Source organism: Hydrogenophaga sp. A37, from assembly GCF_002001205.1.
Taxonomy (GTDB): Bacteria; Pseudomonadota; Gammaproteobacteria; order Burkholderiales; family Burkholderiaceae_C; genus Hydrogenophaga.
The window spans coordinates 38,932-61,754 of sequence record NZ_MUNZ01000115.1 but is presented as its reverse complement, the minus strand read 5'-3'; the positions used below and the strand labels follow the sequence as shown (position 1 = coordinate 61,754).

Annotated in this window: 25 protein-coding genes; 4 read left to right on the top strand and 21 right to left on the bottom strand. The window is 61.6% G+C overall.

Annotation, left to right across the window (positions count from 1 at the left end; all coding sequences use genetic code 11):
• Positions 1 to 12 precede the first annotated feature (12 nt).
• Genes trpB through B0E41_RS14380 form a run of 4 tightly spaced genes read left to right on the top strand, consistent with a single transcriptional unit; the run spans position 13 to position 3,715 of the window.
• The gene (gene trpB, locus B0E41_RS14395) at positions 13 to 1,302 is read left to right on the top strand and encodes a tryptophan synthase subunit beta (RefSeq protein ID WP_077331842.1); all 1,290 of its coding nucleotides are present in this window, start codon (positions 13 to 15) and stop codon (positions 1,300 to 1,302) included.
• On the top strand, positions 1,299 to 2,108 hold the full coding sequence (gene trpA, locus B0E41_RS14390; protein WP_077331841.1) for a tryptophan synthase subunit alpha: 810 nt from the start codon (positions 1,299 to 1,301) through the stop codon (positions 2,106 to 2,108). Before trpB ends, trpA begins: the two co-directional genes overlap by 4 nt.
• A gap of 51 nt (positions 2,109 to 2,159) precedes the next feature.
• A complete protein-coding gene (accD, locus tag B0E41_RS14385) occupies positions 2,160 to 3,038 on the top strand; it encodes an acetyl-CoA carboxylase, carboxyltransferase subunit beta (protein WP_077331840.1) in 879 nt (292 codons plus the stop codon).
• On the top strand, positions 3,035 to 3,715 hold the full coding sequence (locus B0E41_RS14380; RefSeq protein ID WP_077331839.1) for an LON peptidase substrate-binding domain-containing protein: 681 nt from the start codon (positions 3,035 to 3,037) through the stop codon (positions 3,713 to 3,715). Before accD ends, B0E41_RS14380 begins: the two co-directional genes overlap by 4 nt.
• 66 nt (positions 3,716 to 3,781) lie before the next feature.
• Here the strand turns inward: B0E41_RS14380 and nagZ are convergent, their stop codons facing one another.
• From nagZ to rpmF, 21 genes are all read right to left on the bottom strand, one after another.
• Positions 3,782 to 4,873 (bottom strand): beta-N-acetylhexosaminidase, encoded by a 1,092-nt coding sequence (gene nagZ, locus B0E41_RS14375; protein WP_077331838.1) that lies wholly within the window; start codon positions 4,871 to 4,873, stop codon positions 3,782 to 3,784.
• Between the two features lie 6 nt (positions 4,874 to 4,879).
• Positions 4,880 to 5,272, bottom strand: a complete 393-nt coding sequence (gene acpS / locus B0E41_RS14370) for a holo-ACP synthase (RefSeq protein WP_077331837.1) — start codon at positions 5,270 to 5,272, stop codon at positions 4,880 to 4,882.
• Between the two features lie 90 nt (positions 5,273 to 5,362).
• Positions 5,363 to 6,139 (bottom strand): pyridoxine 5'-phosphate synthase, encoded by a 777-nt coding sequence (locus tag B0E41_RS14365; RefSeq protein WP_143433841.1) that lies wholly within the window; start codon positions 6,137 to 6,139, stop codon positions 5,363 to 5,365.
• Positions 6,140 to 6,141: 2 nt separating this feature from the next.
• The gene (gene recO / locus B0E41_RS14360) at positions 6,142 to 6,942 is read right to left on the bottom strand and encodes a DNA repair protein RecO (RefSeq protein WP_077331835.1); all 801 of its coding nucleotides are present in this window, start codon (positions 6,940 to 6,942) and stop codon (positions 6,142 to 6,144) included.
• Between the two features lie 18 nt (positions 6,943 to 6,960).
• Positions 6,961 to 8,016 carry a GTPase Era gene (gene era, locus B0E41_RS14355; protein WP_077331834.1) on the bottom strand — a complete coding sequence of 352 codons (1,056 nt, stop codon included), beginning with the start codon at positions 8,014 to 8,016 and terminating at the stop codon, positions 6,961 to 6,963.
• Between the two features lie 34 nt (positions 8,017 to 8,050).
• Entirely contained in the window at positions 8,051 to 8,764 is a 714-nt protein-coding gene (gene rnc / locus B0E41_RS14350) for a ribonuclease III (RefSeq protein ID WP_077331833.1), read from the bottom strand.
• A 43-nt stretch (positions 8,765 to 8,807) separates the two neighbouring features.
• Complete coding sequence (locus B0E41_RS14345) at positions 8,808 to 9,155, bottom strand: DUF4845 domain-containing protein (protein ID WP_077331832.1); 348 nt, start codon at positions 9,153 to 9,155, stop codon at positions 8,808 to 8,810.
• A 27-nt stretch (positions 9,156 to 9,182) separates the two neighbouring features.
• Positions 9,183 to 10,151: a signal peptidase I gene (gene lepB, locus B0E41_RS14340; RefSeq protein WP_077331862.1), complete on the bottom strand. Its 969-nt coding sequence runs from the start codon at positions 10,149 to 10,151 to the stop codon at positions 9,183 to 9,185.
• A gap of 11 nt (positions 10,152 to 10,162) precedes the next feature.
• A complete protein-coding gene (lepA, locus tag B0E41_RS14335) occupies positions 10,163 to 11,971 on the bottom strand; it encodes a translation elongation factor 4 (RefSeq protein WP_077331861.1) in 1,809 nt (602 codons plus the stop codon).
• 520 nt (positions 11,972 to 12,491) lie between these two features.
• Complete coding sequence (locus B0E41_RS14330; protein ID WP_077331831.1) at positions 12,492 to 13,964, bottom strand: DegQ family serine endoprotease; 1,473 nt, start codon at positions 13,962 to 13,964, stop codon at positions 12,492 to 12,494.
• 77 nt (positions 13,965 to 14,041) lie between these two features.
• On the bottom strand, positions 14,042 to 15,070 hold the full coding sequence (locus tag B0E41_RS14325; protein WP_077331860.1) for a MucB/RseB C-terminal domain-containing protein: 1,029 nt from the start codon (positions 15,068 to 15,070) through the stop codon (positions 14,042 to 14,044).
• A gap of 7 nt (positions 15,071 to 15,077) precedes the next feature.
• Positions 15,078 to 15,728, bottom strand: coding sequence for an RseA family anti-sigma factor (locus B0E41_RS14320; RefSeq protein ID WP_077331830.1), 651 nt, complete (start codon positions 15,726 to 15,728; stop codon positions 15,078 to 15,080).
• A gap of 48 nt (positions 15,729 to 15,776) precedes the next feature.
• Entirely contained in the window at positions 15,777 to 16,421 is a 645-nt protein-coding gene (gene rpoE, locus B0E41_RS14315) for an RNA polymerase sigma factor RpoE (RefSeq protein WP_077331829.1), read from the bottom strand.
• 54 nt (positions 16,422 to 16,475) lie between these two features.
• Positions 16,476 to 16,931: a hypothetical protein gene (locus B0E41_RS14310; protein ID WP_143433839.1), complete on the bottom strand. Its 456-nt coding sequence runs from the start codon at positions 16,929 to 16,931 to the stop codon at positions 16,476 to 16,478.
• 37 nt (positions 16,932 to 16,968) lie between these two features.
• On the bottom strand, positions 16,969 to 18,213 hold the full coding sequence (gene fabF / locus B0E41_RS14305) for a beta-ketoacyl-ACP synthase II (RefSeq protein WP_077331827.1): 1,245 nt from the start codon (positions 18,211 to 18,213) through the stop codon (positions 16,969 to 16,971).
• Positions 18,214 to 18,220: 7 nt separating this feature from the next.
• Positions 18,221 to 18,460, bottom strand: a complete 240-nt coding sequence (acpP, locus tag B0E41_RS14300) for an acyl carrier protein (RefSeq protein WP_077331826.1) — start codon at positions 18,458 to 18,460, stop codon at positions 18,221 to 18,223.
• 111 nt (positions 18,461 to 18,571) lie between these two features.
• Positions 18,572 to 19,333, bottom strand: coding sequence for a 3-oxoacyl-ACP reductase FabG (gene fabG / locus B0E41_RS14295; protein ID WP_077331825.1), 762 nt, complete (start codon positions 19,331 to 19,333; stop codon positions 18,572 to 18,574).
• A gap of 14 nt (positions 19,334 to 19,347) precedes the next feature.
• Complete coding sequence (fabD, locus tag B0E41_RS14290; RefSeq protein WP_077331859.1) at positions 19,348 to 20,298, bottom strand: ACP S-malonyltransferase; 951 nt, start codon at positions 20,296 to 20,298, stop codon at positions 19,348 to 19,350.
• A 54-nt stretch (positions 20,299 to 20,352) separates the two neighbouring features.
• Positions 20,353 to 21,330 (bottom strand): beta-ketoacyl-ACP synthase III, encoded by a 978-nt coding sequence (locus B0E41_RS14285; protein WP_077331824.1) that lies wholly within the window; start codon positions 21,328 to 21,330, stop codon positions 20,353 to 20,355.
• Between the two features lie 20 nt (positions 21,331 to 21,350).
• Positions 21,351 to 22,412 (bottom strand): phosphate acyltransferase PlsX, encoded by a 1,062-nt coding sequence (gene plsX / locus B0E41_RS14280; RefSeq protein ID WP_077331823.1) that lies wholly within the window; start codon positions 22,410 to 22,412, stop codon positions 21,351 to 21,353.
• 133 nt (positions 22,413 to 22,545) lie between these two features.
• Positions 22,546 to 22,728, bottom strand: coding sequence for a 50S ribosomal protein L32 (gene rpmF, locus B0E41_RS14275; RefSeq protein WP_019575026.1), 183 nt, complete (start codon positions 22,726 to 22,728; stop codon positions 22,546 to 22,548).
• Positions 22,729 to 22,823: the final 95 nt, after the last annotated feature.

Here is a 22,823-nt window from a genome sequence, read left to right as displayed (position 1 = left end):
CCGAGACCCCCCATGGACACCTACCAGCAACCCGACGCCCGCGGCCACTTCGGCATCTACGGTGGCAGCTTCGTGAGCGAAACGCTGACGCACGCCATCAACGAGCTCAAAGCCGCGTACGCCAAATACCAGCACGACCCCGAGTTTCTCGCTGAATTCCAGAGCGAACTCGCGCACTTCGTGGGCCGCCCCTCGCCCGTCTACCACGCCGCGCGCATGAGCCGCGAGCAAGGCGGTGCACAGATCTTCCTGAAACGGGAAGACCTGAACCACACCGGCGCCCACAAGGTCAACAACACCATCGGCCAGGCCATGCTCGCCAAGCGCATGGGCAAACCTCGGGTGATCGCCGAGACCGGCGCTGGACAACACGGTGTGGCCACGGCCACCATCTGCGCCCGCTACGGCTTGGAGTGCGTGGTCTACATGGGCAGCGAAGACGTGAAGCGCCAGAGCCCCAACGTCTATCGCATGAAGCTGCTGGGCGCCACCGTGGTGCCGGTGGAAAGCGGCAGCAGGACACTGAAGGACGCCCTCAACGAAGCCATGCGCGACTGGGTCGCCAACGTGGACAACACCTTCTACATCATCGGCACCGTGGCCGGCCCGCACCCCTACCCGATGATGGTGCGCGACTTCCAGAGCGTGATCGGCGAAGAGTGTCTGGTGCAAATGCCGGAGATGCTCAAGACCGCTGGCTGCACTGGCGAACAGCCGGATGCGGTCGTCGCCTGCGTGGGCGGTGGCAGCAACGCCATGGGCATCTTTTACCCCTACATCGACCACGCCGCCACGCGCCTGATCGGCGTGGAAGCGGCGGGCGAAGGACTGGAGAGCGGCAAACATTCGGCATCGCTGCAAAAGGGCAGCCCAGGTGTGCTGCACGGCAACCGCACCTACGTGCTGCAGGACGACAACGGCCAGGTCACCGAAACCCACAGTGTCAGCGCGGGCCTCGACTATCCCGGTGTCGGGCCAGAGCATGCGTTCCTGAAGGACATCGGTCGCGCCGAATACGTCGGTATCACCGACCAGGAAGCGCTCGAAGCCTTCCACTACCTGTGCCGCACCGAGGGCATCATCCCCGCGCTTGAGTCGAGCCACGCGGTGGCCTACGCCATGAAACTGGCCAAGACCATGCGCACGGACCAGTCCATCCTGGTCAATCTCTCTGGCCGGGGCGACAAGGACATTGGCACCGTGGCCGATCTGTCAAATGCTGATTTTTATTGCCGCCCCAGCTGCCGGGGCCAATCTGTCAAAGGTGGCACTGAAACCGCCATCGTGAAGGTGTCCAAATGAGCCGCATCGACAAGTGTTTTATCGACCTCAAGGCACAAGGTCGCAAGGCCCTGATCCCCTTCGTCACTGCCGGTTTCCCTTACGCTGACATCACACCCGACCTCATGCACGGCATGGTGGAGTCTGGCGCCGACGTGATCGAGTTGGGCGTGCCGTTCTCCGACCCCTCCGCCGACGGACCGGTGATCCAGAAAGCCGGTGACCGAGCGCTGGCGCTGGGCATCGGTCTGACGCAGGTGCTGGCTATGGTGAGGACCTTCCGCGAGCGCAACGCCACCACGCCGGTGGTGCTGATGGGGTACGCCAACCCGATCGAGCGCTACGACCAAAAACACGGCGCAGGCAGCTTCGTTCGCGACGCCTCGGCGGCGGGTGTGGACGGCGTGCTGGTGGTGGACTACCCGCCGGAAGAGTGCGAGGACTTTGCCACCGCGCTGCGCGCCGCCGACATGGACCTGATATTCCTGCTGGCACCCACCTCGACCGACGAGCGCATGCAGCAGGTGGCTCGCGTGGCCAGCGGCTATGTCTACTACGTGTCGCTCAAGGGCGTGACCGGGGCCGGCACGCTCGACGTGGGCCAGGTCGAGGCCATGCTGCCACGCATCCGCGCACACGTGAGTGTGCCGGTGGGGGTGGGCTTTGGCATCCGCGATGCCGAGACCGCCAAGGCCATCGGCAGAACCGCCGACGCGGTGGTGATCGGCAGCAAGATCATCCAGCTGATCGAGAACGAACCGCATGAAAAAGTGGTGACGGTCGCCTCGCATTTCCTGCGCACCATCCGAAAAGCACTCGACGCATAATCCAGCTTCTTTGCCGGCCCACCTAGGCCCGGCCCCTCCTAGGAGACCCGCATGTCCTGGCTCGAAAAACTGCTCCCTCCCAAGATCACCCACACCGACCCGACCGAACGCCGCAGCGTGCCCGAGGGCCTGTGGATCAAGTGTCCGAGCTGTGAAGCCGTGCTCTACAAGACCGATCTGGAAAAAAATCAGAACGTCTGCCCGCACTGCAGCCACCACCATCGCATCGGCGCGCGCGCGCGCCTCAACGCATTCCTCGACGCCGAAGGCCGTTACGAGCTGGCGCAGGAAGTGTTGCCGGTCGATGCACTCAAATTCAAGGACAGTCGCAAGTACCCCGAGCGCCTGAAAGAAGCGCTGGAGAACACCGGCGAGACCGACGCACTGATCGTCATGGGCGGCGCCGTGCAGGGCATGAGCCTGGTGGTGGCCTGCTTCGAATTCGACTTCATGGGTGGCTCCATGGGCTCGGTGGTCGGCGAGCGCTTTGTGCGCGGTGTCGAAGAAGCCATCGCGCAAAAGGTGCCCTTCCTCTGTTTCACCGCCACCGGTGGTGCGCGCATGCAAGAAGGTCTGCTCTCGCTCATGCAGATGGCCAAGACCAATGCAGCGCTCACCCGTCTGGCCAAAAAGGGCCTGCCTTACATCAGCGTGCTCACCGACCCCACCATGGGCGGGGTGAGTGCCGGCTTCGCCTTTTTGGGTGACGTGGTGATCGCCGAGCCCAAGGCGCTGATCGGTTTCGCCGGTCCCCGCGTGATCGAAAACACCGTGCGGGTGAAGCTGCCCGAAGGTTTCCAACGGTCCGAATTCCTGATCACCAAGGGCGCGGTGGACTTCATCTGCGACCGGCGCGAACTGCGCGCCACCGTCGCCAGTTGCCTGGCCATGCTGCAGCGCCAAAGCGCGGACGCGGTGGTGGCCGATTGAGCGAGTCCCCGTCGGCGTCACCACTGACGCTGACCCAGCTGCCCCTGTTCCCGCTGCAGACCGTCCTGTTTCCTGGCGGCTGGATGCCGTTGCGCATCTTCGAAGTGCGCTACCTCGACATGATCAGCCGCTGTCACAAGGCAGGCGCACCATTTGGTGTGGTGTGCCTGCACGAAGGCAGCGAGGTACGTCGCATCGACCCCGATGCACCGCCTGGCGGTGACGGTTTCGCCCATGAAGCCTTTTTCCCGGCCGGCACGCTGGCCCGCATCGAACAACTGGAAAGGCCACAGCCCGGCTTGATGGTGATCCATTGCCGGGGTCTGCAGCGGTTTCACGTGACGGCCAGCCGCCAGCTGCCGCACGGCCTGTGGGTGGGCGACGTGGTACTGGACGAGCCCGAGGCCGTGGTGCCAGTACCCCCCGATCTGGCGAGCACCCGCGACGCGCTGCAGCGCTTGCTGCACAACCTGCAGGAACGCGAACCCGAAGGGGTGAACGAGCTGCCCCTGCAACCGCCCTACCAATGGGACGACAGCGGCTGGGTCGCCAACCGCTGGGCCGAGTTCTTGCCCGCGCCGGCCGAGCTCAAACACCGACTGATGACACTCGACAACCCGCTGCTGCGGCTCGAATTGATCTCGGATCTGCTCGACAAGCTGGGCGTCGAGCGCTGAGAACGAACGCCTTCCGTCGGAGCGCGTGCCTTGTCGAGCACGCACCGCGGAATTGGCTTTGGCAGCTTACGGCAACGTGTTCAGCGCCTGCATGTAGCGCTCGCTGACCATCAGCGTGTCCCAGTCCATCCCCGCAGCAAGCGGCAGCAGTGCCAAGCGACGCGCTTCGCTGGCGGGATTGGGTTGCCAGCGGCCTTCGATGACGGCTTTGGACAGGGCCTCGATGGCTTCGTCGATCGGTGCACCGCCATCGACCACGCTCTGGTTGCACAACACCACCATGTCGCCACCGGCGTCCAGCACCGCGAGCGCGGCCTCGGCAAAACCCACGTCGCACCCGTCGATGTGCCGCGCTGCCTCCATGCTGAGATCGTCGCTGAAGGTGGCACCGGTGAAACCGAGTTGCCGGCGCAGCACGTCCTGCAGCCAGCGCGATGAAAAGCCCGCAGGCCGGCTGTCCACCTTCGGGTAGATCACATGCGCGGGCATCACCGCCTGCAGGCTGCTCGAGAGCCAGCCGTAGGGCGCTGCGTCTTCGGCCAAGATGGCCTTGAGACTGCGTGGGTCCACGGGAATGGCGAGGTGCGAATCGGCCTTCACAAAACCGTGGCCGGGGAAGTGTTTGCCACAGTTGCCCATGCCGCTTTGCTGCAGACCCAGCATCAGGGCTTGCGCCAGCAGCGTGACCACGCGCGGGTCGCGCGCAAAGGCGCGGTCACCGATCACCGAGCTTTCGCCGTGGTCCAGATCGAGCACCGGAGTGAAGCTCAGGTCCACGCCGCAGGCGCGCAACTCGGCACCCAGCACGTACCCGGCCGCCGTCGCAGCGTTGGTGGCGCGCAGGGCCGGAGCACCCGCCATCTCACCCTTTCGAGGCGCCTGCATCCACAGGGCGCCCAACGCGGCCATGGGTGGCAGATGCGTGAAGCCGCCGGTGCGAAAGCGCTGCACGCGCCCGCCTTCGTGGTCCACCGAGATCAGCAAGTCGGGCCGCACGGCCTTGATCTGGCGGCACAGCGTGGTGAGCTGACCGCGGTCTTGCCAGTTGCGACCAAACAGGATCACTCCGCCCACCATCGGATGCGCCAGGCGTTGGCGCTCGGCGGTGGTGAGGCTGTATCCGGCGACGTCGATGATGAGGGGGGCGTGTGGGTACATGGTGGCTCAGTTTTTTTCAACCACCACGAAGCTCGCAGCGTAGTCGGTTTCATCGGTCACGGTCACATGGGCGCGCAAGCCTTGCGCCTCGAACCAAGTCTTGAGTTCGCCGTGCAACACGATGACGGGCTGGCCGCTGGGCAGGTTGGTGATCTCACAGCTTCGCCAGGTCATGGGCATGCGCATGCCCATCCCAACGGCCTTGGAGAACGCCTCCTTGGCCGAAAAGCGGGTGGCCAGGTAGCGCAGACCTCGATGGGGCCAGCGGGTGCTGCGGGTTTGCCAGACCGCGAATTCGGCATCGGTCAACACTTTGCGCACGAAGCGCTCGCCTTGGCGCTGCAACGTCGCTTCGATCCGTCGAACGTCACAGATATCGGTACCGATGCCGTAGATCATGGGCCCCTACGCTCGTCACTGCGTGTAGCTCGCTGCCCCCCAAGGGGGTGCGTTTTTCCTTGGGGCGGCCCGGCGGAAAAACCTGCGTGCTTACACATGGGCTTCATCAATACAGCGGTTGTAGTCGGCAATGGTGGCGGCATAGCCCAGCTCCAGCGCATCGGCGATCAGCGCATGACCAATCGACACCTCGCTCACACCGGGCACGGTGCTCAGGAACGCGGTGAGGTTGTCGCGATTCAGGTCATGTCCGGCGTTCACGCCCATGCCCACATCAAGAGCGGCCTGCGCAGCGGCGCGGAAGCGTTCAAGTTGCGAACCACGCTGTGGCGTGTGCCAGGCGGCGGCATAGGGCTCCGTGTAGAGCTCGACGCGGTCGGCGCCCACAGCCTTGGCCCCAGCCATCTGCATCGCTTCGGCATCCATGAACAGGCTCACCCGCGCCCCCAACGCCTGGGCTTCTGCAATCACCGGACGCAGGCGCTCGGCATCTTGCGGAAACGCCCAGCCGTGGTCGCTGGTGAACTGGCCTTCGCTGTCAGGCACCAAGGTCAGTTGGTGCAGCGGCAGGCCACGGGCCTTGACCTCGCGCGCCACGTCCATCAGGTTGTGAAACGGGTTGCCCTCGATGTTGTATTCGCGATCGGGCCAGGCCCGCAGCAATTCGGCGAGATCGAACACATCGTGACGGCGGATGTGGCGCTCGTCGGGTCGAGGGTGCACGGTGATGCCGCGCGCACCGGCTTGCAGGCACAGCGTGGCCGCCCGCGTGACGGACGGAACGCCCAAGTGACGCGTGTTACGCACCAAAGCCACCTTATTCAGGTTGACCGACAACGCGGTGCGGTGGGATCGGGAAGAGGCCATGGTCATGGCAAAGCCTGGGGGTTGGTTGGGCCGGATTCGGGGGTCACGCGCGGGCGGCTCATGGCCTGCATGTCCAGCATCAGCTGGCGGGTCTTGAACACCCGAACACCGCTATGGTAGTGCAGCAGGAAGCGCAGCTGCGGCTGCAGGGCCTGCTGGCAGCCCGCGCAGGCGCGCAACGTGGCGATGAAGGGATCGGCCTCGTCCATGGCCGTCTGCAGCGCCACCCACTGCTCGCCCGAGAGCACATGTGCGTCGTCACCATGGGCCGCACGCAGGCCGCTTTCGGGGTTCAGCACATAGGGCACCTCATCCTCCAGGACGGCCAGCGTATTGCCTTCGGTCGCCAGATCTGGCAGCAAGCCGATGTCGCGCAAAAGCAGCAATTCGAACGCCCGCAAGATCAGCTGCTGGGCATCGGCCCGCTCGGCCAGCAGTTGCACCGCCAACGCGTAGTGGTCGTACAGGCTGGCATGCGGGTCGTCCCGGGCCAGAAGGCGCATGAGCAACTCGTTGAGGTAGCTGCCTGAGAGCAGCGCTTCGCCGGTGGGCATGACATGGCCACCTTGCCATTGCGCAGCCTTGAGCGTTCGCACCTCGGCATCGCCGCCCCAGCTCAGGTGCAGCGGCTGCAATGGCAGCAACACCGGGCGAAACTGGGAGGTAGGCTTTTTCACCCCTTTGGCCACCAGCGCGATGCGGCCGTGGTGGCGGGCAAACACCTCCAGGATCAGGCTGGACTCGCTCCAGTCGTAGCGGTGCAGGACGAAAGCGGGTTCTTCCGAAAACCGGCGCGTGGCCATGGTTCGCTCAGGGGAGCGTCATTCGTAGCCAAACGAGCGCACGCGAGCGTCGTCATCGGCCCAACCCGAGCGCACTTTCACCCACAGCTCCAGGAACACCTTGCAATCCCAGAGCTTTTCCAGCTCCTGACGGGCTTCAGTGCCGATGCGTTTGAGCTTCTCGCCCTTGTCGCCGATCACCATGCCCTTGTGGCCATCGCGCTCGACCACGATGGTGGCGGCGATGCGCTTGAGCTGGCCTTCCTGCTCGAACTTGTCGATGATCACGGTCGAGGTGTAAGGCAACTCGTCGCCGGTCAGCCGGAAGAGTTTTTCGCGAACCATCTCGCTCGCCATGAAGCGCTCGCTGCGATCGGTGAGTTCTTCCGGGTCGTGCATCCAGGGCTGCAGCGGCAGGTATTTTTCGCAGATGCCAAACAGGCGTTGAACATCGCGTGTGTTCTTGGCCGACATCGGCACGAACTCGGCGAACGCGTGCCGTGCCTGCATGGACGCCAACCAGGGCGCCAGGTCACCACGGCGGTGCACGAGATCAAATTTGTTGGCCAGCAGAACGGCCGGCACGTTCGCCGGCAACAGCTCCAGCACCTTCGCATCGGCCTGGTTGAACTGCCCTGCCTCGACCACAAACAGGATCAGATCCACATCGCTCACCGCACCCAGAACGGTCTTGTTGAGCGAGCGGTTGAGGGCGTTGCCATGGCGGGTCTGGAAACCGGGCGTGTCCACAAACACGAACTGATTGGCCCCTTCGGTGCGGTAGCCGGTGATGCGGTGTCGTGTGGTTTGCGCCTTGCGCGAAGTGATGCTGATCTTCTGGCCCACCAAGGCGTTGAGCAAGGTGGATTTGCCCACGTTGGGCTTGCCGACGATGGCGACAAAACCGCAGCGCTGCTGGGTCGGGTCGACGGGCCCAGGCGCGACATCTTCGACAACGTCGTCCGCGTCAGAATTGGCTTCCGGGGCCGCATCGCCTTTGCCCAGCGCGCGCGCCAGCATCGCGTCCAGCTCGGCATTGGCGGTGGGTGCTGCAGGCAGGGTTTCGGTGGGCACGGTTTTTTTGGAGCGGGACATGGAGTCGGGAAATCGGGAGCGAAGAAGACAGCCATCAGGCTGCGGAAGGAGAAGCGCGGACATCAGAGGCGCCACCCACTGTGAGGTGCTGCAGCATGGCTGCAGCGGCAGCTTGCTCACCGGCCCGGCGCGAGGCACCGATGCCGCGTTCACTGCGGCCCGTCTCCTGCACTGTGCACTCCACATCAAAGGTCTGTTTGTGTGCTTCACCGAGTGTGGCTACCACGCGGTAGATCGGCAGTTTCATTTTGCGCGCTTGCAGCCACTCCTGCAATTCGGTCTTGGGGTCTTTGCCCATGGCGCTCATCTGGGCGTTGAGCTCGAGGCCACTGTACAAGCGCCGCACCAGCGCGTTGGCGGTATCGAAACCAGCGTCCAGGTACACAGCGCCGATCACGGCCTCCAGTGCATCGGCCAGAATCGACGGTCGCTTGTGACCGCCCGAGCGCTTCTCTCCATCGCCAAGGCGCAGACACCCCGCCAGGCCCAGGCCGGAGGCGATCTGGAACAGGGTGTCCTGCTTCACCAGATTGGCGCGCACCCGCGAAAGATCACCTTCGGGGAGTTGGCTGAGTTTTTCGAACAGGAGACCCGAGACGGCCAGACTCAGCACCGAATCACCCAGAAACTCCAGGCGCTCATAGTGGTCGGAAGAAAAACTGCGGTGTGTCAGCGCGCGTTCCAGCAGACGCGGATTGGCAAACTCATGCTCCACGCGCTTTTGCAGCGCGAGCAACTCCGGGTTCAAAGGCTGCTGCACTGCACGCGCAGTGCCATCAACGACACCTGCTTCACTCAGAAGTACCCACGTACTTCATCACCAGATAAGCAGGCCCCATCAGCGGCATCTCACGGGTGTAGTTGAAGGAAACCACCACCCGGTTGCCATCCTTGCCCACCTCCAGGTCTTTGCCTGAAATGCTCGTGATGTCGTCGATCTGCGCGGCCTTGTCGAACAAACCTCGCACTTCGGCCACTGTGGTTCCGCTGGACGCCTTCTGCACAGCCTTCTGCACCGCCATGTATTCGATGTAGGTGGGGACGATCCGTGCCAGCGTCACGCCCGCGAAAGCGAGCAAGATGCCCACGATCAGCAGACCAAAGAACGTCAGGCCTTGTTGTTCTTGCTTCAGTTTCATGACTTCATCCTCTAGAAATTGCCACGCTCAATCAAATGACCCAATGCGCCCCAGATCGCCAAAGTTCATCCAGACAAAAAACGCTTTGCCGACAATATTGGCCTCAGGCACAAAGCCCCAGAAACGCGAATCGAGGGAGTTGTCTCGATTGTCGCCCATCATGAAATAGTGCCCCTGTGGAACTTTGCACACCACACCCTCTGCCGGATAGCGGCAGTTGTCCCTGAATGGGAAGTCGGCGATGGGAGACACAAACGACGACCGCATGTCGTCATTCAAGGTGTTGTAGCGCTTGCTTTCCAGCTGCTCCCCAAACTGCTTGGTGTAACGCATCTGCTCACCATCGAAGAAATCGGGCTGGTTGCTGCGCTGCACCGGCTGCCCGTTGATGGTCAAGCGCTTGTTGAGGTAGGCCACCTCGTCGCCCGGCACACCGATCACACGCTTGATGTAGTCCAGACTGGGCTGAGGTGGATAGCGAAACACCATCACATCGCCGCGCTGCGGCTCGTTGTTGGCCAGTACCTTGTTGTTGAACACGGGCAAACGCACCCCATAGTGAAACTTGTTCACCAGAATCAGATCGCCCACCCTCAAGGTGGGAATCATGGACCCAGAAGGAATCTTGAACGGCTCAAACAAGAAGCTTCGCAACACGAACACGGCCAGAATCACCGGGAACAAGCCCGCGGTCCAGTCCAGCCACCAGGGCTGCATCAGCAGCTTCTGGCGTGCAGATGCAATGTCCTGAGCACCGGCTGGTGCGAAGCCTTGTTGGGCAAGGGCCGCCGAGCGTTCGGTCTGAGAGGCCAGCAGTTGCTGGGCATCGCGACGGCGCTGCGGCAGGAAGAACAACCGCTCGGACAGCCAATACAACCCGGTGATAGTGGTGGCCACCATCAACAGCAACGCAAAGTTGCCCTCGACCACACCAAAAAAGAAAGCTGCGGCATATGCGGCGAATGCCGCCAGGACCACCGCGGTGATTGCGCTCATCGTGGATTGCATCAGTCTTCCACCTGCAAAATGGCAAGAAACGCCTCCTGGGGCACCTCAACCGAACCGATCTGTTTCATGCGCTTTTTGCCTGCTTTCTGCTTTTCGAGAAGTTTTCGTTTGCGGGTGATGTCACCACCGTAGCATTTTGCCAGCACGTTTTTGCGCAGCGCCTTGATGGTCTCGCGCGCGATCACGTTGCCACCGATGGCCGCCTGAATGGCCACGTCAAACTGTTGGCGGCTGATGATCTCGCGCATCTTGGCGACCACGGCGCGGCCCCGGTATTGCGACTGCGAGCGGTGCACGATGATGGACAAGGCATCCACCTTCTCTCCGTTGAGCAGGATGTCCACCTTCACCACGTCGGCCGCGCGGTACTCCTTGAACTCGTAGTCCATGGAGGCGTAACCACGGCTCACCGATTTGAGTTTGTCGAAGAAGTCAAGCACGATCTCGCCCAGCGGCATGTCGTAGGTCAGCATGACCTGCTTGCCGTGGTAGGCCATGTTGAGCTGCATGCCGCGCTTCTGGTTGGCCAGCGTCATGACCGCACCCACGTATTCCTGCGGCATGTAGAGGTGCACGGTGACGATGGGTTCGCGGATCTCCTCCAACCGCCCCTGGTCGGGCATCTTGGAAGGGTTCTCCACCATGATGACCTCGCCGTCGGGTTTGACCACCTGGTAGACCACGCTGGGTGCGGTGGTGATCAGGTCTTGGTCAAACTCGCGCTCCAGCCGTTCCTGCACGATCTCCATGTGCAGCAAGCCCAGGAAGCCGCAACGGAAACCAAAGCCCAGCGCCTGGGACACCTCAGGTTCGTAGTGCAGCGCGGCGTCGTTGAGCTTGAGTTTCTCCAGCGCATCGCGCAGGGCGTCGTACTCGCTTGCTTCTGTCGGGTACAGGCCAGCAAACACCTGCGGCTGCACTTCCTTGAAGCCGGGCAATGCCTCGGTAGCTGGGCCAAGGTTGTTGGGCAGTTTCTTTTCCAGCGTGATGGTGTCGCCGACCTTCGCCGCCTGCAGTTCCTTGATGCCCGCGATGATGAAACCCACCTCGCCTGCCTCCAAGGATTCGCGCGATTCGTTGGCCGGCGTGAAGACCCCCAGGTTGTCGGCGTTGTAGACCGTGTTGGTCGCCATCATCTTGAAGCGTTCGCCCTTGCGCAGGTGGCCATCCACCACCCTCACCAGCATCACGACACCCACATAGGTGTCAAACCAACTGTCGACAATCATGGCGCGCAAAGGTGCGTCCGGATTGCCCTTGGGCGCCGGAATGCGCGCGACCACCGCTTCCAGGATGTCTTCGACGCCCATGCCGGTCTTGGCCGAACATGGAATGGCGTCGGTCGCGTCGATACCGATCACGTCCTCGATCTCGACCTTGGCGTTGTCCGGATCGGCATTGGGCAGATCCATCTTGTTGAGGACCGGCACCACCTCCACACCCAGGTCAAGCGCGGTGTAGCAGTTGGCCACCGTCTGAGCCTCCACGCCTTGGCTTGCATCCACCACGAGCAACGCGCCTTCGCAGGCAGAAAGCGAGCGACTCACCTCATATGAAAAGTCGACGTGCCCGGGCGTGTCGATCAAGTTGAGGTTGTAGACCTGCCCGTCACGCGCCTTGTACTTGAGGGCAGCGGTCTGTGCCTTGATGGTAATGCCGCGTTCCTTCTCGATGTCCATCGAGTCGAGCACTTGTTCACTCATCTCGCGATCAGACAAACCTCCACAGAGGGAAATGATGCGGTCGGCCAGCGTGGACTTGCCATGATCAATGTGGGCAATGATCGAAAAATTGCGGATGTGGTTCATCAAGAAAACGCCAAGGAACACAAGGATGGCGCCACCTGTGGCGACCATAAAAAAGGGCGCGTCAGGTGTTGACGCGCCCGTAACCAACAATCAATGGCAACTGCGATAGTTGGGGTTTCATTGTAGGCAAAAAGCCCGGGACGCACACCCTGGAACCACTCGCGGCCGCCTGTTGCAACGCAACAACGCACAACTTATCCACAATTAATCCACAGGAAAACAGGGCAACTTGTGAAGCAGCTGTGGACGGATACCTGGCGGTCGGAACAGCTCCCACATGGTGAACCGCAAAGAGCGTTCGCCACCGCAATAGCATCACAAAACGTTAGATTTTATCCAATTTGGTCAACAGCCCCAAAAGCGCTGTGAGTGTTCACCAACTTTATACCGTCGTTGACTGTGGCGGCGGCGCCACCGCCGGTCAGCGACAAATCGGTCACCACAAAAAAACAACCCCCAATCCCAATCAAGACAAGGGGTTATTTGCGCTTTCTGGGGTGGTTTCGAGTTTTCCATCTCCTCAGCGTTGGGGGCGTATCACGGCGTACTGAGCCCAGTCTCCCCTGCGGAACAGCACGTTGATGGGTTTCGACTTGTCGAGGCGGCCAAGCACACCTTCGAGCTCTTTAACGCTTCCAACCTCAGCGTTGGCCACTGCCACGATCACATCACCTTCTCGAAGGCCCGCGCGCGCAGACGCGCCTTCAGCGGATTCCACTCGAACACCGCCTTTGACATTGAGCTCTTTCTTTTGCGCGGCGCTGAGATCGGCCAGCGTCAGACCCAGCGACGGCACTGCGCCAGACGCCGCCGGAGGTTTCTCAGGTGCGGTCGGCTTGCGCTCGGCGCGCTCGGGTTCCAACTCCGCCACCGTGATCGATAACTCACGCTGACTACCGCGCCGGAACACCGTCACCAAACTCTTGGTGCCGGGACGCATGTTCCCGACCAAGCGGGGCAGGTCCACCGACCTTTCAATGTCGCGCCCGTCGAATTTGAGAATGATGTCTCCAGGCTCCAGACCCGCCTTTGCTGCTGGGGAGTTGGGCTCTACACCCCGGATGAACGCGCCTTTGGGCTGCCCCAAACCGAGCGATTCGGCGACCTCTTTGCTGACCTGGTCGATCTGCACACCAATGCGCCCACGCGTGACGCGTCCGCTTGAGCGCAACTGGTCCGATACGCGCACGGCCTCGTCGATCGGGATCGCGAAAGAAATGCCCTGAAACCCACCTGAGCGGGAATAAATCTGGCTGTTGATACCCACAACCTCACCACGCATGTTGATCAATGGTCCCCCTGAGTTACCGGGGTTGATGGCCACGTCGGTCTGTATGAAAGGCAGGAAGTCACCGGTATCGCGCTTCTTTGCACTGACGATGCCGGCCGTGACCGTGTTCTCCAGCCCAAATGGCGAGCCGATGGCCATGACCCACTCACCCACCTTCAGGCGACTCACGTCACCGATCTTCACCGCACTCAACCCGTTGGCCTCGATCTTCACCACAGCCACGTCGGTGCGTTTGTCCGCGCCAACCAGGCGCGCCTTGAATTCGCGCTTGTCGGGCAAGGTGACCACCAGCTCATCGGCCCCATCCACCACATGGGCGTTCGTCATGATCAGGCCATCGGTGCTGAGAATGAATCCCGAACCCACGCCCCGCGGCTGGGCCTCCTCATTGGGGTTGCGTTCCTGACGCGGCCCACGGGGCGTCACCCCCGGCGGCACGGGGATGCCAAAGCGCTTGAAGAACTCCAGCATCTGCTCATCGGCGTTGCCCGCAGCGGCTTCCCCACTGGACCGCTCCAATGACCGGATATTCACCACCGACGGCCCCACCAGGTCCACGAGTTCGGTGAAGTCGGGCAACCCTCTCACCGACTGAGCCAAGGCAGACGCGGGGTACATCGTCAAGGTGCACGCTGAAGCCCCCACGATCACCGCGGTCAGCAAAACTCGCACGAGGCGGCGATGCCGCAAAAGTCGGTTCATGTTCGTCCTTTCCAAAGACCAGTATTCAAGCAGTGTTCCGACAACCTCTCCGCAAAGACGAGGCGTGCACGGGGGCCTCAACGGGTGCGCTCAAGCGACGTGGCAAAACGCCTCAGGGTCGCAGGCGGCACCTCACCCAACGCTGTCAGCCAGTGGGCACCGACGCGGCGGGTGATGGAGTGCGTGGCCCCCGTCACGGCGGTTTTCTCAGCGCCGTGTCGTTGGGCGTCAAACGGCTCGACAAACAGCGACACCGAGGCCAGACCGTCCGAAAACACCCATTGCATGGGCGCATTCCCAGGCACCTGCGATCCACCGATCTCGCGGGTGTGACAACTCATGGACTGAAACCCAGGCACCGTGTCCTTGAGTCGCCAGCCCTCGGCCTCCGGTGTGGTCTTCTTCAAGACCAGTTTGTGCACGTCATACCCTTTGGTGTCGCCCATGAGCCGTTTGAGCTTGTCCATCCGAACGGGGGCATCCAGCAACAATTCGGTGAACGCCACCTGTTCAAGCACAGTGTTTTGCTCCCCCACGGTCTGCAGTTTGATCACCAGGCCAGTCTTTTTCTCCGCCCAGATGCGGTATCCAAACCGCATGTCGTCTCGCGGGAGGATGTCCACCACATCAGCCAGATGACCGGCCACACGTTCGGGGCTGTTTTCGCGCACGCTGTAAAAATCGGGTATGGCGTTGCTGGGCGTGCGCAGCAGCTCGGGGAACACGCCAAGGGATTCACGTTTGTCGATCCAAGCGGTCTTGTTCTCAGGCACGAAGGTGATGACATCGCTGTTATGCCGAATGGTCGAGCGTGGTGTTCCCGTCAGCGTGTCGACTCGCTCCATTTGCTGCGTTCCATCACAGATGTGCCACACGCGAGAGGCCGACATCGTCGAGCCGGTCGACACCACAAGCGTACCGGTATAGGCACGCTGCCTTGAAGCCTCGTGCATGCGGGTGAGCCATTCAGTCACACTGCGTGTGGGCACCGCGGCGCTGGTCTGCGCCTGCACCGGCTGCCACATGCCGAACGCCAACGCACCTACAGCGGTCCAACGCCGCCAATCAACCCGTCCGAGTGAACCCAAAGACAGCGCGATGGTCATGACAACTTCAGCGCTGCGGCGCGGCATCGTAGGTGGCATTGCGCAGGAACCCTGCGGGCATCTGTAGCGCGGACATGCCGCCGTACTGACGGTGCTCGGCCAGCAACTCCTCCAACCGAGTGTCGCGCAGCACCTGCCCCTGAGCCGTCTGCACGACCACCGCGTTGGCCTGAGGTTCACCCAACGGGTCAGATGCCAGGGCCAGCTGCGCCCCGGCACTGATCGCAGGCGCCCCAGCACCACCAATCAACGCCCAACTCACCGCCATCACAGCAGCCAGCGAAGCGAGTCCTGCGACCAGCTTCCAACGGAAAACGCCGTCGTTGGCCGCCTGACCCCGGACGTCAGGTGTCGGCGGCGAAAAGGTCATTTGGACCGCCTGCTCTGCTCGAAGGCCCTGACAGACAGCAGCCACAAAGTCGGGTGCCGACCGCGCAGACACGATGGGAGAGGACGAGCCTCGCAACACCTCGCCGATCAGGTGGTACGCCTGCCAGTCGGCACGCGCATCCGCGTCATCCGCGTAGTCCCTAAGCAAAGCATCCAGCTCAGAGGACGACAGTTCGCTGTCTATGAAGGCAGACATCACCGTGCCCCGCGCTTCGGCCGGCGTCGGGGCCGACTCATCGGCCAGGTTTTGACTGTTTGCTGCGTTCATGGGAGCGTTCCTGTGCGATATGAGAAGCAATCTTCGCCAAGGTGCTGGCTACCAACGCTTGCCCGACTGATGATCCAGCATGGGCTTGATCCGGCTTGAAATGGCCTCTCGTGCCCGGAAAATCCGGGAGCGCACTGTGCCGATTGGACACTCCAGCGTCTGTGCAATCTCTTCATAGCTCAAACCCTCAATTTCTCGCAAAGTGATCGCCATGCGCAACTCCTCAGGCAATCCGTCCATGACGGCGTTCACGGCTTCGGCGATTTCTTTGCTGGCCAACACCGCCTCAGGTGTTTCGGTATCGGCAACCTGGCTGTTTAGTTCGCGTTCGTACCCAGAAGTTTCATCGTCATCGGCCGATTTCATCTGCGACTGAAACACCAACGGATCGCGCTTGAGCTCCATCAGCTGTTTTTTGGCCGTGTTCACCGCGATGCGGTAAAGCCATGTGTAGAACTGCGCGTCACCGCGAAACTGGGCCAACGCACGGTAGGCGCGAATGAAGGTCTCCTGAGCAATGTCCTGCACCAGATCGCTGTCACGCACCATGCGCCCAATCAGACGCTCCACCCGCCGCTGATACTTGACGACCAGCATCTCGAAGGCCTTTTGCTCACCCGCCAGCGTGCGCTGCACCAGCATGACATCGCTGTCCGGAGGTGGAGGGGCTGAGTGGTCGTCGGGTGTGGTCATGCGGCTGGTGGTTGGGCCGCGGGAATATACCCCAAGCGCCGAAGGAAACAGCTGTCACCCACGGGCCACCACCGCACGTCGAAGGTCGTCCCAACGTTGTGGATCACTGGCCCGTGCAACCCAAACCCAAGTCCGGGCGCCATCCGGGTTGTGCAATCGCAACAGCATCCAACGCTGCAAATCTTGCACCCGCTCCACCCGAAGCAGCGCCACGCCGTCCTGATAGGCCGTGCTGTGCCAAAACCAGGCGCCATCACGCTTCAACAGGTCATCAACAGGTGTCGCCACCGCGGCCCACTGCAAACGCCCGACCGGCGAATCACGCCAGTTCACAGCGGCCACGGCACCCCACATCAGCCAGAGCAACAAACCAAACACAGCGCTCCACCACGGCACGACACGCAGGCTCCAAGCCAGCACACCCAGGCACAGACAACCCGATGCGATCAGAAGCCAGGCATAAAAAGCACATCGCCCCACCGGATACGTGACCGATGGGGCGCTGCGCATGTTCTACGTAAACAGGTTGGAAAGCGAGCGCGTCAGATCAGATGCGCTTGAAAACCAGGGTGCCGTTGGTGCCACCAAAACCAAAGTTGTTCTTGATGGCCACTTCGATCTTCATGTCGCGCGCCGTGTTGGCGCAATAGTCCAGGTCGCATTCGGGATCCTGGTTGAAGATGTTGATGGTGGGTGGGCTCTTCTGTTCGTGCAGGGCCATCACAGTGAAAACGCTCTCAATGCCGCCCGCGCCACCGAGCAGGTGCCCTGTCATGGACTTGGTCGAGTTCACCACCGTGTTCTTGGCGTGGTGACCCAGCGCGGCCTTGATGGCGTTGGTCTCATTCAAATCGCCCAGCGGCGTGGATGTGCCATGAGCATTGAGGTAATCAATCTGATCAGCGTTGATGCCGGCATTTTTCAATGCCTGCACCATCGAACGCCGAGGGCCGTCTTCATTGGGCGCGGTCATGTGGTACGCATCCGCACTCATGCCAAAACCCACCAGTTCAGCGTAGATTCTGGCTCCGCGCGCTTTGGCGTGTTCGTACTCTTCGAGCACCACGACGCCCGCGCCTTCGCCCAGAACAAAACCGTCCCTGTCCTTGTCCCAGGGTCGGGACGCGGTCTTGGGATCGTCATTGCGAGTGGACAGCGCTCGCGCAGCGGCGAAACCACCCAACCCAAGCGGCGACACGGTGGACTCTGCCCCACCAGCCACCATCACATCGGCATCACCGTACTCGATCATGCGGGCCGACAAGCCAATGGCATGCAAGCCAGTGGTGCAAGCCGTGACCACGGCAATGTTGGGCCCCTTGAAGCCGAATTTGATCGATACATGACCTGAAATCATGTTGATGATCGACGCTGGCACAAAGAATGGAGAGATGCGCCGCGGACCGCGGCTGACCAACTCCGCATGCGTGGCCTCGATCAAAGGCAAACCACCGATACCGGAGCCGATGTTGCAACCGATGCGGGTCGCTTGTTCATCCCCCAGGGCATCACCAGTAGGAAGCCCGGAGTCTGCAACCGCCTGAACTGCCGCAGCAATACCAAAATGAATGAAGGTGTCCATCGCACGGGCCTCTTTCGAGGTCATGTACGACTCCACATTGAACCCTTTGACCTCGCCCCCGAAATGGCAGTTGAAGCCCGAGGCATCAAACTTGGTGATGAGATCGATGCCGGACTTGCCGGCAAGAAGGTTGGCCCAAGCTTCAGCCACCGTGTTGCCCACGGGGCTGATACAACCCAGGCCGGTCACGACAACGCGACGACGGCTCATGGACGGATCAGGCCTTCTGGTGCGTCATCGCGTAATCGATGGCGTTTTTGACCGTGGTGATCTTCTCGGCGTCTTCGTCCGGGATCTCGATGCCGAACTCGTCTTCCAGTGCCATCACCAGTTCCACCGTGTCAAGGGAGTCAGCGCCCAAGTCGGCCACAAAGGCCTTCTCAGCGGTGACCTGACCTTCTTCCACGCCGAGTTGTTCGGCAATGATTTTTTTCACACGTGCTTCGATATCGCTCATAAGTCCCTCTGAGGGTGGTTGGATGACAAGACCATCATTTTAGCCGGGCTAGAGAGGTGCCTCTAGGCGGCCCGCCGGACGGCTCTGCGGCGGAAGAAAGGCAAGGAATTGTCAGGACATGAACATGCCACCATTGACATGCAGTTCCTGACCGGTGACGTAGGCCGCCTGCGGACTGGCCAGATAGGACACCGCATGTGCAATGTCAGCCGGTTTACCCAAATGCCCGAGTGGAATCTGACCCAGCAAGGCTTTCTGTTGCTCTTCCGGCAAAGCAGCGGTCATGTCGGTTTCGATGAAGCCGGGCGCCACGCAGTTCACCGTGATGTTCCTGCTGCCCAGCTCGCGAGCCAAAGCGCGCGTCATGCCCGCCACACCAGCCTTCGCAGCAGCGTAATTGGCCTGCCCCGCATTGCCGGAGGCTCCCACCACGCTGGTGATGCTGATGATGCGCCCGTAGCGCTGCTTCATCATGGGGCGGATGACCGCGCGGCTCAGGCGAAACACCGCCTTGAGGTTGGTGTCGAGCACCGCATCCCAATCGTCGTCTTTCAGGCGCATGGCCAGCATGTCGCGGGTGATGCCAGCATTGTTCACCAACACCTGCAGTCCGCCATGCGTCTTGGTGATTTCATCGATCAGGGCATCCACCGCACCAGCGTCATTAACGTTAAGCGTGGCGCCTTGAGAGCCCGCTGCAACGCCCGGCACAGCCGCCAACGCCGAACTGATCTTGGAAGAACCCTCGTTGGTCGTGGCCGTGCCGACCACGATCAGACCGCGCGCGGCCAACTCAAGGGCGATGGCCGCGCCAATTCCGCGCGAAGCACCGGTCACCAGGGCCACTTGCCCCGCAAATTTGATTTCAGACATCATCGTCTCCTTGATCAGGCCAGCAAGGTTTTCACATCGGCCAGCGTGGCCGGATCGAACAAAGCGACACCGCTCATGTCGGCGTCAATGCGCCTAACCATGCCGGCCAGCACCTTGCCAGGACCACATTCAACCAGAGTGGACACGCCCCGAGCCTTCATAGCGCTCACACACTCCACCCACCGAACGGGGCCAAACGCCTGTCGATACAGCGCATCCCGTATGCGCAACGCATCGGTTTCCATCGCCACGTCGATGTTGTTGAGCACCGGGATCTGCGGTGCGGCAAACACCGTGTCGGCCAACAGCAGCTTGAGCTTCTCAGCGGCGGGTTTCATGAGGCTCGAATGAAACGGCGCTGACACCGGCAGCGGCAATGCACGCTTGGCACCATTGGCCTTGAGCACTTCGCAAGCCTTCTCAACTGCCGCCTTACTGCCGGCGATCACCGTCTGCATCGGGTCATTGAAGTTCACGGCCTCAACCACTTCCGTGCTGTCGGGCCCCATGGCGGCCTGCACCTCGGCACAGCCGGCGATTACTTGGGCGGACGGCATGCCGAGAATCGCAGCCATGGCCCCGGTGCCCACCGGCACCGCCTCTTGCATGGCAGCGGCACGAAACCGCACCAATGGCGCAGCCTGTGCCAGCGTCAAGACGCCCGAAGCGACCAAGGCCGAGTACTCACCTAAAGAATGACCGGCGACGATGGCTGGCAGCGCACCGCCCTCCGCGCGCCACACCCGCCAAGCGGCCACTCCCGCAACCAGCATCACGGGCTGGGTGTTCGTGGTCAGGGCCAATGCTTCTTTGGGGCCATCCTTGATCAGGCAGCCGACGTCTTCATCCAGGGCATCGGACGCCTCCTTCAGCGTCTCCGCCACCACAGGGTGGTCAGCCCACGCATCGAGCATGCCAACGGCCTGGGATCCTTGCCCGGGAAAAACAAATGCAAATGAAGTCATGGTCGGTACAAACATCGAATCGATCGGAAAAGAGCCCTGCAGCAGGCGACTTGCTTAGAAGTCCAGCAAGACCGAGCCCCAGGTGAATCCACCGCCCACACCTTCGAGCATCAGGGTGTCACCCTTTTTCACCTGACCCTGGCGCACCGCGCAATCAAGGGCCAGAGGAATGGACGCGGCAGACGTGTTGCCGTGCTGATCGACCGTGACCACCACCTTGTCCATCGGCAACTTGAGCTTTCGGGCGGTACTGGCCATGATGCGGATGTTCGCCTGATGGGGAATCAACCAGTCAATGTCGGCCTCTGTCCTGCCCGCCTTGGCAAGCACAGCCCGGGCGGTGTCTTCAAGCACGCCCACCGCCAGCTTGAACACCGCCTGGCCGTCCATTTTGAGCAAAGGGTCACCCAATATGTGACCACCCGAGACATGACCCGGCACACACAGGATGCCGGCGTGCTTTCCATCTGCATGGATATCCGTGGCCAGAATGCCGGGCGTGTCGCTGGCCTCCACCACCACCGCACCGGCGCCGTCACCAAACAACACGCACGTCGTTCGATCATTGAAGTCGAGCAACCGGGAGAACACTTCAGAACCGACCACCAGCACCTTGCTGGCACTGCCGGTCCGAATCAGCGCGTCGGCCACGGTCAAGGCGTAAATGAACCCGCTGCACACCGCTTGAACATCAAACACTGGGCAACCTGCAATGCCGAGCTTGTGCTGGAGGATGGCGGCGGTCGAAGGAAACACCATATCGGGCGTCGACGTGGCCACGATGATCAGGTCAATTTCTTTCGCAGAAACGCCGGCTGCGTCCAACGCATTGCGGCATGCGTCGGCAGCCAAGTCACTGGCAAACACACCGTCCGACGCGAAGTGCCGCGCCCGGATGCCCGTGCGCTCAACGATCCACTCATCACTGGTTTCAACGCCCGCTGTGGCCAAACGCGCCACCATGTCGGCATTGGTCAGTCGCAAGGGGGGCAGGCAACTGCCGGTGCCAGAAATGCGGGCGAAGCGTGTCATACGGGATTGGATAACGGGCGTTACAGCGTCGGAATGCTCTTGAGGTCGCTGGGGATGCCCTCGGGAGCGATGAGCGGTGCCGCGTGGGCAATGCGCTCCTTCACCTTGTCGAGCAACTGGTTCTGGGCCGCATCATAAGCCCGGCCCAGTGCCTGCTCAAAAGCAAACGCGTCTGCCGAGCCGTGGCTTTTGAACACGAGCCCACGCAAACCCAACAAGGCAGCTCCGTTGTAGCGCCGGTAATCCATGCGTTTTTTGAACGCAGATATCACCGGATAAGCGAACAATGCGCCTATTTTCGTAAAAATGCTGCGAGAAAACTCGGCCTTGATGAAGCTGCCAATCATGGTCGCCAATCCCTCACTGGTCTTCAGCGCAACGTTGCCCACGAATCCATCGCAAACCACGATGTCCGTCGTACCCTTAAAAATATCGTTACCTTCAACATTGCCAAAGAAATTGAGATCGCCCGTACTGGCAGCATTTCGAAGCAAAACACCAGCTTTTTTGATCACTTCACTGCCTTTGATCAACTCTTCACCCACATTGAGCAGGCCAACGGTTGGCTCTTCACGACCTGTGATGGCCACGACCAGCGCAGAACCCATCACAGCAAACTGAAGCAGGTGTTCGGCGGTGCAGTCCACGTTGGCACCGAGATCAAGCACCGTTGTGGCACCGCCCAGCGCGTTGGGCATTTGACTGGCAATGGCAGGACGGTCGATGCCGTCGATCGTCTTGAGCAGGTAGCGGGAAATCGCCATCAGGGCACCAGTGTTGCCAGCAGAAACCACCGCCTGGGCTGTCCCATCTTTCACCTGCTGAATCGCCACGCGCATGGACGAGTCTTTTTTCTTGCGCATGGCGACCTCCACGGGGTCATCCATGGCGACAACCTCGCTGGCCGCAACCACGCGGCAACGAACGTTGTTGAGCACCTGCGGCCAAGGTCGAAAAGCCTCCGGCTGCCCAACCAGCAACAGCTGGGCTTGTGGATGGCTGCTCAAAAAGGCCGCACACGCCGGCAAGGTGGTCGCCGGACCGACGTCTCCCCCCATGCAATCCACTGCGACGGTGATCATGTCAACATTCCGTTACTGGCACGCAGAGCGCCCCAACCATAAAAAAAGCCCGCATGGATCATGCGGGCCTGCACCTGAACTGCAGCCGGGAAGCCTGACGCGCGAGCGCGGCAGAACCCTGACCAGCAGACATTCAGGCTTCTGATTTGTTTTTCAGCACCTGGCGACCACGGTAAAAGCCATTGGGGCTGATGTGGTGGCGCAGATGGATTTCGCCGGTGGTGGGCTCCACGGCGATGCCCGGCACGTTCAACGCATTGTGCGAACGGTGCATGCCGCGCTTGGAGGGGGACTTTTTGTTTTGCTGGACGGCCATGGTGGGCTCCTGAATTCGGTGGTGGTGACGGGTGCGCCTGCTGCCTGAATGGACACTTGCCATCAGGCCCAGCCAACTGGTTGCCAGCGCAAAGC